The sequence below is a fragment of the Paenibacillus sp. FSL P2-0121 genome, from assembly GCF_037975345.1.
In the GTDB taxonomy this organism is placed as follows: Bacteria; Bacillota; Bacilli; order Paenibacillales; family Paenibacillaceae; genus Paenibacillus_AQ; species Paenibacillus_AQ odorifer.
The window spans coordinates 818,300-836,853 of sequence record NZ_CP150245.1 but is presented as its reverse complement, the minus strand read 5'-3'; the positions used below and the strand labels follow the sequence as shown (position 1 = coordinate 836,853).

6 protein-coding genes are annotated in these 18,554 nt (G+C 39.0%); all 6 read right to left on the bottom strand.

Annotation, left to right across the window (positions count from 1 at the left end):
- Positions 1 to 18: 18 nt before the first annotated feature.
- Positions 19 to 5,235, bottom strand: coding sequence for a DNA phosphorothioation-dependent restriction protein DptH (gene dptH / locus MKY54_RS03580; RefSeq protein WP_339189522.1), 5,217 nt, complete (start codon positions 5,233 to 5,235; stop codon positions 19 to 21).
- Complete coding sequence (gene dptG, locus MKY54_RS03575; RefSeq protein WP_339189520.1) at positions 5,216 to 6,622, bottom strand: DNA phosphorothioation-dependent restriction protein DptG; 1,407 nt, start codon at positions 6,620 to 6,622, stop codon at positions 5,216 to 5,218. Before dptG ends, dptH begins: the two co-directional genes overlap by 20 nt.
- Before the next feature lie 5 nt (positions 6,623 to 6,627).
- A complete protein-coding gene (gene dptF / locus MKY54_RS03570) occupies positions 6,628 to 8,433 on the bottom strand; it encodes a DNA phosphorothioation-dependent restriction protein DptF (protein ID WP_339189519.1) in 1,806 nt (601 codons plus the stop codon).
- Between the two features lie 305 nt (positions 8,434 to 8,738).
- Positions 8,739 to 10,046 carry a hypothetical protein gene (locus tag MKY54_RS03565; protein WP_339189518.1) on the bottom strand — a complete coding sequence of 436 codons (1,308 nt, stop codon included), beginning with the start codon at positions 10,044 to 10,046 and terminating at the stop codon, positions 8,739 to 8,741.
- A 2-nt stretch (positions 10,047 to 10,048) separates the two neighbouring features.
- Positions 10,049 to 11,428, bottom strand: a complete 1,380-nt coding sequence (locus tag MKY54_RS03560; protein ID WP_339189516.1) for a DGQHR domain-containing protein — start codon at positions 11,426 to 11,428, stop codon at positions 10,049 to 10,051.
- 755 nt (positions 11,429 to 12,183) lie between these two features.
- The gene (locus MKY54_RS03555; RefSeq protein WP_339189514.1) at positions 12,184 to 18,186 is read right to left on the bottom strand and encodes an S-layer homology domain-containing protein; all 6,003 of its coding nucleotides are present in this window, start codon (positions 18,184 to 18,186) and stop codon (positions 12,184 to 12,186) included.
- Positions 18,187 to 18,554 lie beyond the last annotated feature (368 nt).

Genomic DNA, 18,554 nt, shown 5'->3' with positions numbered 1-18,554 from the left:
ATTTAATTAGTAAAAAAATTATTCTTTATTTAATTCCCAAAAAGCTCGATCTCTCATCCAAACCGGCTGCCCCGATCCTGCCTTCATAATACTATAATGTTTCTGTAATGATTTGATTCGGTTCATAATATTCTCTTCCTCAGCCTTACTCTGCGTACTGAACACCATCCGAATCTCTTTAGCAGATAACTCAGAAACATTATGAACAATCCATGTAAGAATGTAATTTGCATAATCATTATCCGATGTTGAAAAATGACTTAGGAACTGTGTAGATAGAATGGTACCTACTCCATATTCTCTACCTTCCTTAAGAATTTTCTTAATTGAGGTGAAATCCTTGCTAAGAAAATTATCTGCTTCATCAACCAGAATCATCTTTGTAATCTCACGATAATTACCGTTAATACCACTATGACCCTGCATCTGCATTTGATTATAAAATACATCGAGAGTAATCGATACTACTAAATTCTGAATACTTGCGTTAAATCCAGATAGGTTAATAACAGTAATACCATCGATCATATCAAAAAGTGAGATTGTCTTACTAGCATCAGGCTCAAAGACCTCCATCTCATAAAGCTCTTGAAGCGCTGCGTATAGACTATCAACTTTCACATCTTCTCGCTCTGTATAAAGTTCATAGATATCACTTAGAGTAGGAGCTGCCTTTTCCCAAGTTATTGCGTCGTTTTTGATAATACCTTTTTGGTTGTAGGCATCCATTATTACTCCTTTAAGAGTATTCACTTGTACCTGTCCAAGGTTAAATGCCTTTGCGATCGTATCTGTCAATGTGCTACTAGTATGCACTGGCAACAGTGGACGCAACGGTTTCGTTACATAGAGAGATAATGGATTATATGGTAAGTGGTATAAATCATAGACCTTCGCACCTGTAACTTCAGTGAAATCCGATTTGATATAGTCGCCTTTGTAATCAAAAATCAAGATTCCAATTGGCGTTTCATTCACGTTATCAGTACTGTTACGAAGTATCTGAGTAATCAAGGATTTAGTGAATTGCGTTTTCCCTGTACCCATTGTTCCAATAATGCCTGTGTTAGTGTGCATTATTTTATCAGTCGAGGTCGGATACCATTTTACTTCTTCTTGACTCTGTGCATTGTGACCGAACAAAATCTCCAATGGTTTTACAGGTTTAACTTCAATTTTTAAATTGCTATTTGTATGATCATTATCAAGGGAAGGCTGCACGTAATTATCTGTTCTGTAGCTACCTGATTGATCAGCGGCATTTTCACAATAGTTGTCAGTGTTTTCTTTTCTATAAATTAAACCTATTTCTGATTTATACAACTTTGAAAGAAGTTGATCTGATCGAATATCCCCATCCTCACTTTGGATATGGTCCTTAATTTCCTCAATATTCTTAATGATAAAATCATATCCGCTCTTTTCTGGATAATCAAAGACTAAGACATCCTCTGTTCTTTTGATTCCTGAAAATACACAATCTTTTTTAAAGGAGATGACTGCTCCATCACCGATATACTCTTGCAGTGTATTTGAAATTCTATAATCATCGTTGAGCAATCTTCCCCTCAACCTACTGTCCGTAACATTTCTCCAGTATTGCTCTGGCCAGATCGAGTAAAGATTCATTTTTTCAGCACTAGCGATCGCTAATTGTATAAAGAAGTTACGATATAATTTCGATTTAAAGACGTTCTCTTCAGATTCTAACAAGAAGTCTATTAACAATTTTTTAGTTTCCTTAACTTGGTCTACAGCCTTATCATATACTGACTTAGGGTTATTCCCAATCTTCACTTCAATCGGATAGAAGTGAACCGTTAGATCTTCGCCCTGCTCCTCAATACCAATTAGTAGCAAATCATCGCTGTAAGAGCCAAACTTTCCAAGGTTCCTAGCTGAAAACAACCCTTCCGATTGCCTTAGTCCAGTACCACCAGATATTCGTAGAATCTCTTCCATTGAGATAGGTATCCATATAATATCCCGATGGGCAAAAGCAGCTAAAGCCAATTTTACAGCAGACAAAATACTGATTTTTTCTTTCGGAAACTGATTTTTTTGAGCCAATAATCGTAACAACCAGTTTCCGTTAATTGCATTAAAAAAATTGATTATTGGAGGCAACACTTCATCAGATGCTATAATTTGGTGAGAGTCCAAAAATTCTTTAATTAGCCGTTGATATTGCTTCGAGCGTCTTGTCACAGTGATTGCATCAAAGCCACTAGAAGAGGTGTACTGATCACTGTAATGGATAACAAGCAAATCCTTCTGCTCATCATTATTCTTAAAGAAACTGAGATCTACCTTGGGTTCAATAAAAGTAACCCAATGTGACGAATCGTATACAGCATCTAACTTTTGCTTATGCTCGGCAGAGATAGCAGTTACGATATTCATATCTTCTTGATAATTATCTAGTGTCCTTGCAACTCGAAGCAAAGAATTGAGTTTAGGAACAAGGTTTAGCAACGGTGCTTCGGATGTTCTGTAATATTTAGTACCAAACCCTGTCTTGTAATCCTCATTAATGAATACTGATGGAACACCAGATACCAATCCAAATAAGGATAAGCCTGTAATAATCTCAGATGCATTGCTTGTGGCTACTTGTTCTATTTTGCTCATTTGGTAGAAGGTAATATGGCAGTATTCATATTGATTAGTGACAACATCACGTGAATAAAATTTAACTTGGTCTCTAAAGATATTTAATATCTCTTCGGAGTGGTATCCTTCTAACTCCAACTTTAAGTTGAAATTTTTAGCAATTTCCTCTGCATCAGAGTACTGTGACATCTCTTCAAAGACATTATTAATCCCTTTTTCTGCATAGATATGTAGTTCGATAGGGAGTAGGTCACTCTTCTGAACCTCTCTCTTAAGCTGTCTTTTATAAAATTCAAACAACCCTTGCAGAATTTCCTGACAATCACCCATATTAATTGTGTTTATTTTCAAAGGTGCTCGATAATCTAAATCGAACAAATAAGAAAAATGCTCAGTGAATTCTTCGATCTTCTCCTGTACCAGCTTATTTACAAAGAGTTTTGAGGACTCAAATCTCGGTAGACTTTGGTCAATATAGGTTGTCCATTCATATGAATCGCTAGGTTCAATCACTTTATACAAACCGCCATTAAATGAGACATAAGGAACTAGATGTGTTGGTCTTAATGTACGGAGCAGCTCATCATTAATCGTCTCTTTGTCAATCAAGTCCTTTAGCTGTAGTTGATAAGCAAGATTAAGCGGGTGCAGAGGCGTATATAGCCATTCTGGGTCCTTAAGTCCTTTACGAATTGTGCCTAGTAAAACTAGATCACGTTGTGTTTGAACTAACGATTGTCCGTTTTGCAATTGTTCTAATTCTTTAATATATACTTCAACATAGGCTCGAGCTAGTAAGGAGTAATCTTCATCCAAATAAGCCAGACTGGGAAGCAGTTGGTTATCACGGAAGTAACGAAGTAGATTAATATAAGCTTCTCTAACGGTTTCTGGCACGTTAATTTGTTCCGGGTGAAGTTCACCAGCTTCTTCCGTGAAGTACAGATGATTGGCACCAATTAGTTTCAGTTCACGTTCAAGATTCTTTTTGAATTCACCTTGGGCATAAGTTTCACGAGTACCTTGTATGATTTTCATCTTATCATTTTCTATACGGTACTTAAAATGATCCTGTTTCTCACGTTTTAATTTCCATACATTAAATCCACCAATCGGAACAGGTCGTTCAACTACATCCTGGACAGAAAGTGGGATTTCAGTCATCGGTAGTTTTATAGCAAAGTGAATTAAGTCTTCCTCACCTTGATTTTCCGAGTTTTTTGTAACCACTAGCTCTTCAGATTCTGTAATTTGAAATTGATTATTTTCAAAATCTTCCATGAGCTCCACCTGAACTACATCGGATTTACCTTTGTTAAAGATCCACTGCTCATGGTCTGAATTAATTAAAATACTCGAATGTCTTAATTTTGATTTTACTAGGTTGATTGTGTAGGAAGTCTGGATCGCCTGAAGCAAATTTTCTGACGTTTCTACAATCGCTATTCTAAACTCATAAGTTGGTGAAACATCTGTTTTATATTTAACTCCATAGAATGTTGTTTGTCCTGGGGCATGTGTAAGTTCTACCTTTATTTTTTTCCCCGATTGCTCAGGATTAATGTTATGTTTTATTGCAATTCTAGAAATAAAATCTTGTTTAATAAAGTCGTTAAACTGAAACTCCAAAGTAACTTTTTTTTGTTGTTCAGGATTAAATACTATAATATTACGCTTACGCTGTTGGCTCTTTCCTTCTCCATCTGCTCTTTCCCAGTAAATTAGGCCTTCATTAGTTGCTTTTACTTTTTTAGTAGACTCTATATACTCTAGCCCCTTACCCTCTAGCTTCTTCTGATTAGACTGTTTTACTTTTCCGAAGTCAGTTAGTTGCCATTCCATATCAGAGAGCAATTTTACGCCCTGCTCATCAAAATGCCTTTCCAAGCTAATATCAATAGGACCATACTGATGGGCCAATTCAACATTACTGAAAAGACTGTGATTTTCAGTTAAACGAGCTTGAATTTGCTTTTCCGTCATAGGTGTATTGAAAAATTCCGAATCCTGAAACAAACCAAAATCTTTATAATCGTAATTTTCAAGCCTTTCGTTGTTTAGAACGGTAAGAATTTTCTCATAATCAAACAAGGTTACTTGCTCATGGATTCCTTGTTGAGCTCTATTCGTCTCCATACTAAATTTTAGTATTTGCTTTTCCGGTTTTGTAAGAAGGGAATTCTCCATCATATTCTGAAGATTCTCTTCAATTGAGTTAATGTGGAACGGCATTCCTTCTTTGTCAAATGAGGTCATACCCTGTACTAAGCTATCTAGGTTTGAGTTGTGAATTAGTAGCATGGCTTTATCGATAAATAGCTCTTCATTAATTCCTACTTTATTCCGCAGCGTAGTTAGAAAATCTGGTGTCACCTCGTCAGTATTTGAAGCTATTAAAACTTTGGCATTTGATCCCATCAGAGATTTGGATTGGTAGATTCCTTCCTCTGTTTGCATATAAAAGGGCTCAGCTGTGGATAATGATTTAACTTGTTCCACAAGCAATTCTACTTGCTCATCACGTTCAAATTGAATATGATATTTATCTCCTGGCTGAACATTTGTACGAATAAAGAATTCCACAATCTGCTCAGCCAAGTAATTATAAAAATGCTTTGACATAAATAGCATCCCCACTATCACTTTTTTTCTCAAGTAAGTTAAGTTTCTCAAAATAATCAACAATCGCTGTTTGTGTATCTCGGTCAAATATCATACCCCGTGCCTCGAACTTTTCGAATAGTCTTTTCAAACGGATTTTACTCTCATCTTTAATCATTAATTTAGTCAAAAACAAAAGATAATCTGTATCAAGTATGAGCATTTTACCAGAACGTCCTCGTGACTTTAAAAAAGTTTTCTGGCAAAAGTGAACGAACCATTGTCTGTACTCGTTATAAGGCTTCGATCGAGAAGTTTGGTTAAATTGATGGTCGATCATCCTGAATAACTGATCTATTTTATTTAGAACCGACAATTCATACCGTTCAGTAAATGTCCCCATTAGCATCCATTTACTGTCCCCAGACAACTTTTGCTTATATTCTTCAGTCAATAGGTCAATCTCTTCTTCAAGCACCACTTGCTCTTCTCCTGACATTTCACGGATACAAGTAGCAATTTGCTGATATGAAAATGGGGCATTCCAATTTTCTTCCTTATGTTCATTAGATGTAAAGTTCAACATTTTTAAAAGGTTAATATGCGAGAAAATTTTCCCAATAGATTTCTCGAGATTTTTCCACCCATACTCGTAACTCACACGGGTTTTAGACAATCTTTCTTCTTCTTCAAAGGTAAAATAGATTGGCCGAATTTTCTGATCAACCGAGTTAAATAAACTTTCACTTTGGATGGCAAACTGTGTAACGTAAAAGAAGTAATAATAAGAGATAATTTTCTCAACTTGTTGGGTAAATAGATCACTTTTTGTAGATAACCATTGGAAATCTTGAAAAAATAACTTTGATACCTCTGGCAGCATAAGTGCATAATTATTTTTAATTTCGTTAGCAGTTATTAGTTCAGGTAATGACCTAAAGAGCAATGTACTCATCAGGTCAGATTCATTTTCAGTCGCAACATCTACAGACCACGCATCTCGTTGATTCCAAAGGACGTTATATAAAAAGAGTGCTAGCTTTTTATTTTCATTGTCGACAGTATTGATGTAATACAACATTTGAGGATGAAATAAATAAAGCTGCTCATTCTCGTCCAAAAAGAGCGTCTTAACCATTTGTTTGAATTCGCCACGTTGATTTGCCTGTCCAAATGAAATAGAATCTAAAACATTACTTAATAGCTTTTCAGCATCAACAGCCTCAGGTAATTTTTTTCGTCCCACCAGCCGCATAAACTCCCCAACAACTTCTCTAAAATTGTACTGTGTTTCTTTAAACTTTGTGGTGTAGGGCAAAAATTCTAGTGGGATTCTAGGATTGTGTTTAATAGAAGTTTCAAACTTAAACTCTTTTCGTATTTCCTCTAGATTTATAAGATAACTCATATTATTCACGTCTCCATAAATGAGTATTGATCAAAAGTTTCATCATACTGCAGGCGATAGCGGGTGGACTTTCCAAACTGCTTGCTTTCGAAGATAATTTCATTCTTCTGATTACCGGAGTTGTTCAACTTTTCAATAAACTCAACGAATTTAATAAACTGAAATTTGTCCTTTTTATTTGGACGGTATCCGTTCTTAATTCGAATTATTAAGGCATAAAGAGAATAATCAACATCGATAGAGGGAACAGTTGCATCGCTCTCATAAGTCACATTTTTGGTTTTGAATTGAATAGTCATCATCGTCAAAAATTTAAATAATTCCGAATGAGAAAGAACACTTCGCTTGTCTATATGAGGATCAATCTCTAATTTTTGAAGAGCATGATATTGTGTCTGTGGCTGACCTATCTGAACATATACCAAGTCACCGTTAGCTTCTCCATTCCATTTGTAGATCGCGTCACGCACTTCGCCTTTATATAGATTGGCTAATTTACTAATATCCCTCTTGTTCCAGTAGAATAAATACCTCATAAATTGCTCATATGTTTCGTCAACAAAAAAACTATGTTCCTCCTTAGGGAGGAAGTAATATAAATATACAAATAGTTTGATTAGTCTTTTCTTGAAGTTTTGTTCCTTACCATCCGAATTCCGCCATGGCGAATTTTGAAATATGGATTTTGATAAATAAGGTAGTCTACTGACGTTAATATGATTGGCGAATAGGCCTGCTCCTTCTTTAAGAGATTTAAATTCTATTAGATATCTATCCATCTGCTCTGTTCGTATCCGGGTCGGATTGATTTGGTCAATCGCTCGATGAATGGCTGATGCATCAACCTTCTCGAAGATCTGGAACGGAAGCAAACAGGCTACATAATCCTTAAAATCTTGCTCTTGTACGTATTCGATAATTTGATTATGACTCATATTCTCCATAACAGATGGAACAAGCAAGTTATACACAAAATCTAGCAAGGCGCGTGTAGAGATGATTAGTTTTTCCTTTACCATAACTTGAATCAAGAGCGCGATGATTCTATCTTGCACATCCTCATGCTGTAGTAAATCATAGTTTTGGATGATTGGATTCTTCGATGCGCTTTCTCGATCTTCTTCAAGATCTCTAAGGTAAGCTTGATAAAAGGGATTATCTACTGTATTCTGAGTAACTTTTTGGAAGATCCCTTTTATATAATCCGATTTTGGTCCTTGCTCAGTCAGCTGATACATATGATAGTCACTAAAATTCACATATCGAAAAATATGATCATCTGGACTAACTTCATCAGCAATTACTGACTCTAGAATTTTTTTTTGATATACATAAGCCTTTAGTCTAGAAAAGGCCTTACCTTCTTCAGAATCAACGAAGTTATTTAAGGCTCCTAAGTTGATGGCTAGAATGATATTTATGGTTCCGCCAACTTCTAGCTCAGCATCAGAAAATGGTTGTAGTACATTGGATAAAGTTTCAATGGATGTTCTTCTAGGAGAAAAGCTTTCAGTAGCATCATTATGTAAATAAAAATTTGATTCATCGTTTAGAAAGGGATATTTGCTTTTTAAGTAAGATAAGATATGGGACTTTCCATCTCCGACCCCACCACAGACTAAAATCAATCGTGCTTCGGACGATTCATAGGCTTCATTAATCTGTTGCTCAAGTTCCACTTCTACTGGCCGTTGAATATGCAAGTATTTCTTGAAATCACTAAAGCCCTCCAGGTTTTCAACGGCTTCTTTGGATGATTGTTTGCATTTTTTCAGAACATTGATGAAGTGTTGAGACTGTGTTGTACTCATAGGATTCCTCCATTACTCTGATGACCGAAGTATTATTTGTAATTAACCTTGTTAAATAGAAGGTCTTAAGATATAGGCCATTAGTAACTACATATTTTTTTAAGTATACCTTGTTTGGAGATTGGTGGGAAATGTAAATACTCATCATTATTGATATTGTTGATCTCTAGTCCCAAACTAATTACATAATTAGAAATTCCAATTTTAAACCCTCCACTTTTAAAGTTATAAAAAAGACCCGCAAACTTTATTTGCGGGTTTACATATAACTAGATTTCCTAAATCAGCTGACCTTCTAATACTTATTATGAAAATATTCTTTTCAAGAAACTGTGATGGTCTTCATTCACAACCACCAAACCTTCCCCAGATTCATTCGCAGTCTTAACATTAAATTTAAATACACTAGTTAAGATATTGATAATTTCATTTGAATCTTCCTCTGAAATATCTTCAAACCATTCAGGGAATTTTTCGTTTTCAGATAATATATTATATAAATACGGATTTCTTAAATAAGTACTATCTAATTTTGCTATGAAATCGGCTTGTTTACTAAATAAAACTTTATAGAAGTTATAGATATCTATATAGTCTGCTTCTAGCTTTGATACATAGTAAAATTTCCCATTAAGATTAAACTTTATTTTCACCTCACAGTTTACTACTTCATTCTCATATTTACTTATTGATATCCTTATAAAATTACCATAATCCTTAAAATTTAGTGAACCAAGTAATGAATCTATAGTTAGTTCAACCTTGATCTTTTTATTTATCCTTTGACTTAGCCGTAGATATTCATTATATTCCGCTTCCGTCATTAAAAATATATTATGCGCCCAATAATTTCGGTAGTCATAAATTCTATTCCATTCTTCCACTAAATCAGGTTTAATATGAGCATAAATATCCTCAGAATATAGGTCATTAGCATTACCCACGGAGATTTTCAATTGATTTATTTCATCAACAATATCATCCGTAATTTCATTTAAATCTTCACTTTTCTTAGCTGCTTTTAAAATATCCAATTTACTATCTAATAAATCTAACTTTTCAGTGATAATACTTCTATTCCTCCTAATATTTTCTTTAACAAAAACACTTAGGTTTTTGAAATTATGGTCATCCAATGGGTTAGCAAGGTATTTAAAAACATCGTCTTTCCTTCCTGTTTTTCGGTCATATGTATTATCATTAGATACTAGATATTGGTTTCTCCACAAAGGTCCTACTTGACGAAGCATCTTAATTTCGATTAAGTTTCTAAAGTTCCTTTCAAGTTCATAAATAGAAGAAGATATCTTCTCCAAATATTCAACGGTTTGGGAATCATAAAGAATTGAAAGATATGTTCCATCAATCATTCCCAATGTTTCAATAATTGCTTTTTTTGTTTTTTCATACTTTTTCGGCTTCTCCGCTTTGTCAAATATCGAGAAAAATATCATCTTTTCAACTGGATTAAATACATAATCAATATTGTCAAACTCCTCAGAGGACAATACTTCTTTTAGTGTTTCATTACTATATGTTTTTGTGAATTGCAAAACAAAATGCGTATGATGCAATTTGCATTCCTCCAAATAATATTTTCCTAATAACTGCATATTCACTCTTCCGGCTTTTCAGGTTTATCCTCTTGTGGATCCTGCTCTTGCATAATTTCCTGAGTGCCGATGCTCGCTCTTAAATCGACGTTTATCTCCTCCGCTGCGGCTTGCTCATCAGGTTCAGTTGTACCAAATTGATTTGTTTTATCCACTGGAACAAGTTGTTTAATTATTTCTTTTTCAGTTTTATTTTGAGCTAACAAATCTGTTAGTAAATTATTTGTTAACTGTAGAAAGGCACTGAAAGGTTCATATTTCGTTGCATCAACTGAAAAATATCCACCATTATCAAGAAAACCTTTGGGTATAACTTTAGAGAGCAGTTTATTAAAAGTAATTTTATTCTGTAATGTTATTCCGTTTTCAACTAAATATTTATTGCAATCCAGATATCTCTTCAGCGATTCATTACATTCAGAAGATTTATTAATTCTAAACACATAATCAAAAACCAATTCCTTCGGTAAAAAATTATTTAGTATAATACTAATTTTATCTTTAATATTAATAAGAGCCTCAATATCATCGTTTACTCCCTCAGTATCGAGTTTGTTAATCAATATCTTACTTATATAGCTTAATGTTATTTCTTTAACGTAAAAATTTTTATCTGTGGGCTTCTCCTTTAGTTTTAGAAAAATATAATCCCAAAAGGCTCCAAATACAGAATAATAATTGTCATTTTTATATAAATGTTTCTTATTATCAACTAAGACCCCTTCAATTGTACTCAATGTATTTTTAAACTTTTTTTGTAAGAAATCCTCTATTATTTCAATACAATTCAGCATATGAGAATAAACTATCTTTTCTTTTGACTGCTTACCTTCCCATTCAATTATTTCTTTTATATCGAGATGGTCTGAGACGTATTTCAATCCTATTAAATTTGAAGTTGTAGTTGAAAAACGATCTGAGACGTTATTTTGTACTTTCGTACTCTTATCGTTGATTGTATGGAACAATTTTCTATGTAACTCTGGACTTAATTCTTCTATAATCAAAAAGGGTATTTTCTTAGAACCAAATTCAGAAAGAAATTCTGTATCAGCCAGTATCTCATTTATTGCCTTAATCCGATGTTGCCCATCTATAATAGTAAGGCTACTTTCTTCAATCTCCATTAGGCTATTTACAGAATCATACTTTATTTTATTTGAGCAATTCATTATTACTGGTGGAAAAAAGATCTCCTCTCCTTCATTTTTCATATATTTTATTATTAAATCCACGCTGGCATCATTAATTAATCGATTCATAGATTGGTCTTTAACAATATTTACATACTTTCCAACCTCATTATATGACATGAAGCCAGTAAAACAATTTTTGGTATTCCAGAAATAAACAACTGCTTTTATTTTTCCCCTTTTCGCCATTCATATATTCCCCCTACTTATTTCATTGTTTCTAACTGTCTATCTTAGAAATATCAACTACATCCTCCTAAAAGCCCCCTTTGAAGGATAGGGTAGCATATAAAAGCCTATAAACCTAACAATAATATGCTATATATTAATTCTACATCTAATTATTTGCATTCTAACACAGTAAAAGTAAACAAATTAATTTTTTTCAATAACGAAGACAACCAAAAAACACCTTTTTTTAATATAACAGGTGTTTTTCCGAAGTTTTTTGTCAAAATCAGCAATCTTCACTATTTTACATCTTCTATTTATGTTTACATCTCATCTATACTACTCCCAAAACTCACTCCATCACAGTAAATCCAGACTTCTCTATTGTTCCTCATTAATAACGCCACCGACTCCAAATGCGTCGAGTACACAGCGGGAACAAATCTTATACGATATGCCCATTTTTAATGGAAAGAAAGACCTCAAAAAATTGCAGTCTGGTTCTTTTTTTACCCATCCTTAATTTTCGGAGTGATATGTAATTTTAACTCTATTCGATAATCTTATAGTACCTACATTACCTGCACTTCCAATCCTCTTTGTCATATCTATAAAATAGATTTGAGCCGTAACTCCTTCATAACTTCCGTATTTTATTGATACTTCAATTCCAGACATGGCGGCTATCCAAGATAGACCAGAAACTAGATCAACTAACAAAAAAAAAGCGGATTCAGCCCTATGCTGAATCCACTCTTCCATTACTCACCAATCTAATCAATAAGACCCGACTTCTGCAGCAACCGCTGAATCAGAACTGTCACTTCCGCACGGGTGACATTAGCCTTTGCCTCCAACTTATTGTCGCCACGGCCGCTGATTAAGCCAGCTTTGACGGCTAGCGCCAGACTGTCCTTAGCCCAAACGCCTATGTTGCCGGCATCTGTAAAGGTTGCAAGTACGCTTGTTGCATCCACTGTTCCAGTCTGGTCCGCAAGGCCGGTTAACTTCATCGCTTTGGAGATAATGTTCATAGCCTGCTCGCGTGTGATTGGAGCATTCGTCTGGAATGTGCCGTCCTCAAAACCGGTGATCAGACCATACTCGGATGCCGTTTCAACAGCCCCTGCATACCAGCTATTCGCTGGTACATCTGCAAACGCTGTCTTCCCGTCCCCAAGTTTCAGTCCTAGACCGCGTACGATAATCGCTGCGAACTCCGCTCGGGTGATATCTGCATTCGGGTTAAACGTCGTTTTGTTCACTCCATTAATCACCAGACGTGATCCCATATCGTTCACTGCGTCCTTCGCCCAATGATTCTCCACATCCGCAAAAGTCAGCGGATGCCAGATCACCGAATACGAGCTATTCGTCACACTCTTAATAACTGCGTAGTATTTGCCGTCCTTCAGAACGAACCTAGTCGGTACATGGCGCACTGTGCCATCTGGCTCCACAACGACTCCAGTCGTAATCCGATTCGGATCAATACCACCTGGAAGTGCCACTATCCGCTCCACGTAAGCATTGAACTGACTCACTTCCACTGTCGATGTACCGTAAGTAGCGGTAACAGTGAAATCTAGTGACGGTGCAACGAGTGTGAAGCCACCTCTGCTTGCAGCACCTGCCACTACCTGATTCATAGACGGCGAGGTCTCGCTGATCGTAATCTTCAGTGTGATATCTTCCAGCTTCAAGCCGCTTCCAAATTTTTTAGCTAACGCATCAATATTGATTTCGTCGGCTGGCAAAGTATAAGTCCCTTTGCTTGTCTGAAACACTAGAGTAGCCGATGCGTTCTCCATGTTCTTAATTATTTGACCATTTAACTCAGCAACGATGATGTTGGAATCCTGCGTCACCGGAACGATCACCACCGCCCCATTACCTTCCGCGTCCAGCTTCGCTTGGAGTTTAGCTGGGTCGACGACGATAATAGTTGTTGCCACGTTTCCTAAGGTCGTTGTTGTTGCTTTGCCCGCGTTCTCTTCCTTACCGTTAACAAGAACGATCACATCGGTAACAACTGTGTTCGCATTACCGGGGGTTGTTCCGCTATTCGAGTTGCTTCCGGATCCTGGGCTGACCGGATCAGTCCCCGGTGTTACGGTATCAGCCACCACAGCTGCTGTTGCACTACCGTATTTCACCACTTGGCCGTCAGCATCTACCTCTGCAATCCCAATCATATCCCCATTGGACGCAGGAACCAATCCCTCAATGCCTACAAGCGTGTATCCAGTCAGGACCTCTCCCACATTTGGTACGACTACGCTACCAGCGCCAAAGTTCTTATAAAAGAGCTTATGTCCTTCAGCCAGCGCAGGTATAACGGTGATTTGTGTATAGCCGTTATTTGCCGAGCCACTTGGATCGATGGCGATCACGTTCAAGCCATCGGCAGGGTTAAGCATATTAATTGTAAAGGTCAGCGTGGTTGCTGGTCCCGCCGGAACGGACCCGCTAGCTACCACCCGTACCTTAACAATGTGCTCACCACTCAAGTCTGGGGAGTTAGTTCCGTCGTACCGTACGTATGGTCCGTCGTCCACTGAAAATTCCATACTTGTGTCCAGACCAACAATCGTATTGTTCAGATCATCAGCCGTGACTTCAGGCGCGGACGGGATGACCGCATTCGAGTCATGAACGATAACCTGAGCAGCAATAGAAGCGAATGCTGTTGCCGTTGCCTTGTCCCGAACATAATACGTGTCCGGCGCAAGGTCAGTAATCATTGTGTCTGTAACTTCTGTCCAAAGACTAGTGCTGCCTATTTTGTATTCCATTTGGACTGTCAGATTCTGAATGGTACCGTTATTAGCCCCATTGTACGTTACATCCGTAACAGTCACACCTACCGGAGCCGCTGCACGAGATGGAATGTTTAAAGTCTGTACCGCACTGTCCGTAGTTGTTGAACCGTCACCTTTCTTAAGGATGCTCAGTGACGTTCCCAACCAGCTGCTATCAATTTCCAGCTTGCCATCTACTGGCACCGTAATCGCTGTATCGTTTACCATGTATGTGCCACTTGGCGTCAGGCCTGCCAACTGTTCAGTAGCATAGTCGATGACGGCTGCTGGCATCGCTTCTGGCATTTTCGTGAATGCCGATACCGTCACTTGCACCGAAGCCGAGGTAAATGCCGTCGCTGTTGCTTTCGTCCGCACATAATACGTGTCTGGAGTAAGCCCCGTCACGCTTGTACTAGGTACATCTGCCCATGCACCTGCTGTACCTTTCTTGTATTCCATTGCACTAGTAACATTGATGAGCGTACCATCGTTTGTGTTCAATCCCGTTTCACCCGTTGCTGTCACACCAATCGGCGCCACTGAACGGGACGGAATGCTTAGCGTCTGCACCGCGCTATCCGTTGTCGTCGAGCTGTTGCCCTTCTTCACGATGCTTAGCGATGTTCCTATCCAACTACTATTAATGTCCAGCTTACCATCTGCTGTCGCCGTAACCGCTGAACCTTTTACCGTGTACAGGCCACTTGGCGTCAAGCCTGTCAACTGCTCTGCCGCATAGTCAATGATGGCTGTCGGTGTTGCTTCCAGCGTTGGCACGAACGTAGCCACCGTCACGATCTTCGCTTCTGACGCAAATGCTGTCAAAGTCGCTTTCGTCCGGACATAATACGTGTCCGGAATAAGTCCTGTCACGGTTGTGCCTGACACATCCGTCCATGCACCTGCTGTGCCCTTCTTGTATTCCAACGCGGTTGTTACGTTCGTCAATTTGCCATCGTTGGCATTTATCGCCGTTTCATCCGTCGCCGTTACACCAGTCGGCACCCCTGAACGGGACGGAATGCTTAACGTCTGCGCCGCACTATCCGTTGTCGTCGAGCCATTGCCTTTCTTCATAATACTTAGCGATGTTCCCAACCAACTGTTACCAATAGCTAATTTTCCATCAGCTGTCGCTGTTACCAAAGCTCCGTTTACTGTGTACGAGCCATTTGACGTCAAGCCTGTCAGTTGTTCGACCGAATAATCAATAACGGCTGCCGGTACCACTTCCGGTGTCGCCACAAAAGCAACCACCGCCACTTGCACTGAAGCTGACGCAAATGCTGCCCCAGTCGCTTTCGTCCGCACATGGTACGTGTCCGGAGTTAGTTCCGTTACGGTTACACCCGTCACATCCTTCCATTCACCTGCCGCACCCTTCTTGTATTCCATCTCCGTTGTCACGTTCGTCAATGTACCATTGTTAGCATTTATCGCCGTTTCGTCTGTCGCCGTTACACCTATCGGCGCCCCTGGACGGATCGGAATGCTTAGCGTCTGCGCTGTGCTATCCGTTGTCGTAGAACTATTGCCCTTCTTCACGATGCTCAATGACGTCCCCAACCAAATGCTATCAATAGCTAGCTTGCCATCAGCTGTCGCTGTTAGCGAAGCCCCGTTTACCGTGTACGAGCCGCTTGCCGTTAAACCTGTTAACTGCTCAGCCGCATAATCAATGGTGGCTACCGGTGCCGCTTCCGGCGTTGGCACAAACGTAGCCACCGTCACGCTCTTCGCTTCTGACGCAAATGCCGTAGTCGTCGCTTTCGTCCGCACATAATACGTGTCCGGATCAAGTCCCGTTACGGTTACACCTGCTACACTCGTCCATACACCTGCTGTACCTTTCTTGAATTCCATCTCGGTTGTCACGTTCGTCAATGTACCATCGTTAGCACTAATCTCCGTTTCATCCGTCGCTATCACACCAGTCGGCGCCCCTGCACGTGGCGGAATGCTTAGCGTCTGCGCCGCGCTATCCAATGTCGTCGAGGCATTGCCTTTTTTCACGATGCTCAGCGACGTATCCAACCAACCACTGTTAATGGCCAGCTTACCATCTGTTGTCGCTGTTACTGCCGTACCGTTCACCGTATACGAGCCGTTTGGCACCAGACCGGTTAACTGCTCTGCCGTATAATCAATGATGGCTGCCGGTGTCACTTCCGGTGTTGCCACAAACGTAGCCACCGTCACGCTCTTCGCTTCTGACGCAAACGCCGTCACCGTCGCTTTTGTCCGGACATAGTACATGTCCGGATCAAGTCTCGTTACGGTTGCACCTGAAATATTCGTCCAAGTACCCGCCACACCCTTCTTGTACTCCATCGCAGTTGTTACGTTAGTCAATGTACCATCGTTAGCACTTATCGCCGTTTCATTCGTCGCCGTTACACCAGTCGGTGCCCCTGGACGGAATGGAATAGTCAGCGTTTGTGCCGGGCTATCCGTTGTCGACGAGCCATCGCCTTTCTTCACGATGCTCACTGACGTTCCCAACCAGCTGCTGTCTATAGCCAGCTTACCATCCGCTGTCACCGTTACCGCTGTACCGTTGTTAACCGAGTAGGCGCTGTTTGGCGTCAGTCCGGTCAGTTGCTCAGCCGCATAGTCAATGATAGCCGCTGGTGCCGGAGCTCCCGTCTCAAATATTTTAGCGGTTATTCTATAATGATCAGCATCCGTATTATCGGTTGTCACCAAGACAAGCTTGTCACCAAAGGTGGGATACAATTTGAAGCTTGGATAATATTCCACAGCGTACATCCAAGTGGCTTCATTGAAACCCTGCATAGCCACCGGAGCGGAATCCACCGGCTGATCCGATGTAAAGACTAAGTTACCGTCATTGTCATAATAATTCAGGTAAGCATACTGCGTTCCCGACCATTCTTTAAAGTTGTTGTACGCATCATTGATGGCATTGGTAGAAGTGGGGTCCGTACTTACGGTTACAAAGCCCGGCTTTGCACCATCCCTATAAATAGCAGCCGAAGATTCGCCTAGAGAGCCACTTACTGTAAAATCACCCTTACTCGTACCGTTCTTATCATATAAAGAAACCGTTGATGAGTCGTTTCTATAGTTATATTGGCTGAACATGAAATTCCCGTTGTTCAACGTGGATAGAAACAGCTGTTTTTCATCCGTTCTTATTCCTTTATTAATCGTATTTAACAGAGTCCCACTATTACTGAATATTTTCAGATAAACAGTATCCGTCTGGGGTCCTACTCCTGAATTGTAAGCAACCATATATACACCGTCTCCAGCGGATACATTAGACATGCTCGCATTATGGGAAACCAGAAGTGTTTCTCCCGAAACTGGGTTACCCTCAACAGTGAACACACGCGTAGCCGTGCTAATATTGTCGTTCCGTTGCCAGGAAAAAGCTATATTGCCGTCAGACAATTCCGTTATAGAGACAAAGCGCGTGAGTGCCGGGGTACTTGCGGCAGAGTATGTATTAATCTGTGTCTGACCGACCACCTTTTGTCCTGACTGGTTTAGCACCATGAAATAGGCATTGGGAGTACTCTCCCTAACGGTTCCCAATTGCAAATTGTTATCGCCGCTGTCGCTTTTATGGTAAGTAATCAGAATCCTTCCATCACTTAGCGCAAGCATATTCACATCAATCATTTTGTAATAGGTATCCATTAGACTACTCAGATCAACATCTGATCTAAGTGCTCCCGTGCGGTCAAAAATCTTTAAAAAATAAGAATAAACATAGGAATTGCCTTGATAAGCGAATGTGTTCAACACTACTGCGGTACTTCCGTCAGGAAGAACATCAACATCAGAAACATTCTTACCCGAGGCGTTTGTAACTGGAGGCTGAATGGGAAAGTCCACCGTTTTGGTGAATGAGGGGATGGCAGCGTATGCCCGGAGTGAAATCATCGGCAGCAGTCCAATGACTAATATAAAAGCCAATCCAATCTTGCCTAACTTTTTTAACATTGCTTTCCTCCTTGTCGAATGACTATTCATATAATTGTTAACGCTTCCGTAATTGCAGTTAATACAGAAAAGCAGATTTCTATCCTATTATATCGACATTTCTTAGAAAATAGTTTATTTTTCGACAAAAAAAATACGTAAAACACGAATTTAATATGACTTTAGTCATATATATTTGTGTTCAAAGAAAAAATCATAGATTCGCACATTAAAAAAGCCCTCTCTGTCTATTAAACAGATTAGGCCGTCACGTTTTGAATTCCTCATCCTGATTGCCGATGAAAAAAACGATCTATGATCATAGTTCTAGTTAATACAAAAAAAACCGAGAAAGGCACTTTATTTAAAAGTGTCTATTTCTCGGTTAG

What these genes read in the sequence shown, in the direction of transcription:
- dptH (WP_339189522.1), bottom strand. Translation starts at nt 5,235, where the DNA reads ATGTCAAAGCATTTTTATAATTACTTGGCTGAGCAGATTGTGGAATTC.
- dptG (WP_339189520.1), bottom strand. Translation starts at nt 6,622, where the DNA reads ATGAGTTATCTTATAAATCTAGAGGAAATACGAAAAGAGTTTAAGTTT.
- dptF (WP_339189519.1), bottom strand. Translation starts at nt 8,433, where the DNA reads ATGAGTACAACACAGTCTCAACACTTCATCAATGTTCTGAAAAAATGC.
- MKY54_RS03565 (WP_339189518.1), bottom strand. Translation starts at nt 10,046, where the DNA reads ATGCAGTTATTAGGAAAATATTATTTGGAGGAATGCAAATTGCATCAT.
- MKY54_RS03560 (WP_339189516.1), bottom strand. Translation starts at nt 11,428, where the DNA reads ATGGCGAAAAGGGGAAAAATAAAAGCAGTTGTTTATTTCTGGAATACC.
- MKY54_RS03555 (WP_339189514.1), bottom strand. Translation starts at nt 18,186, where the DNA reads ATGTTAAAAAAGTTAGGCAAGATTGGATTGGCTTTTATATTAGTCATT.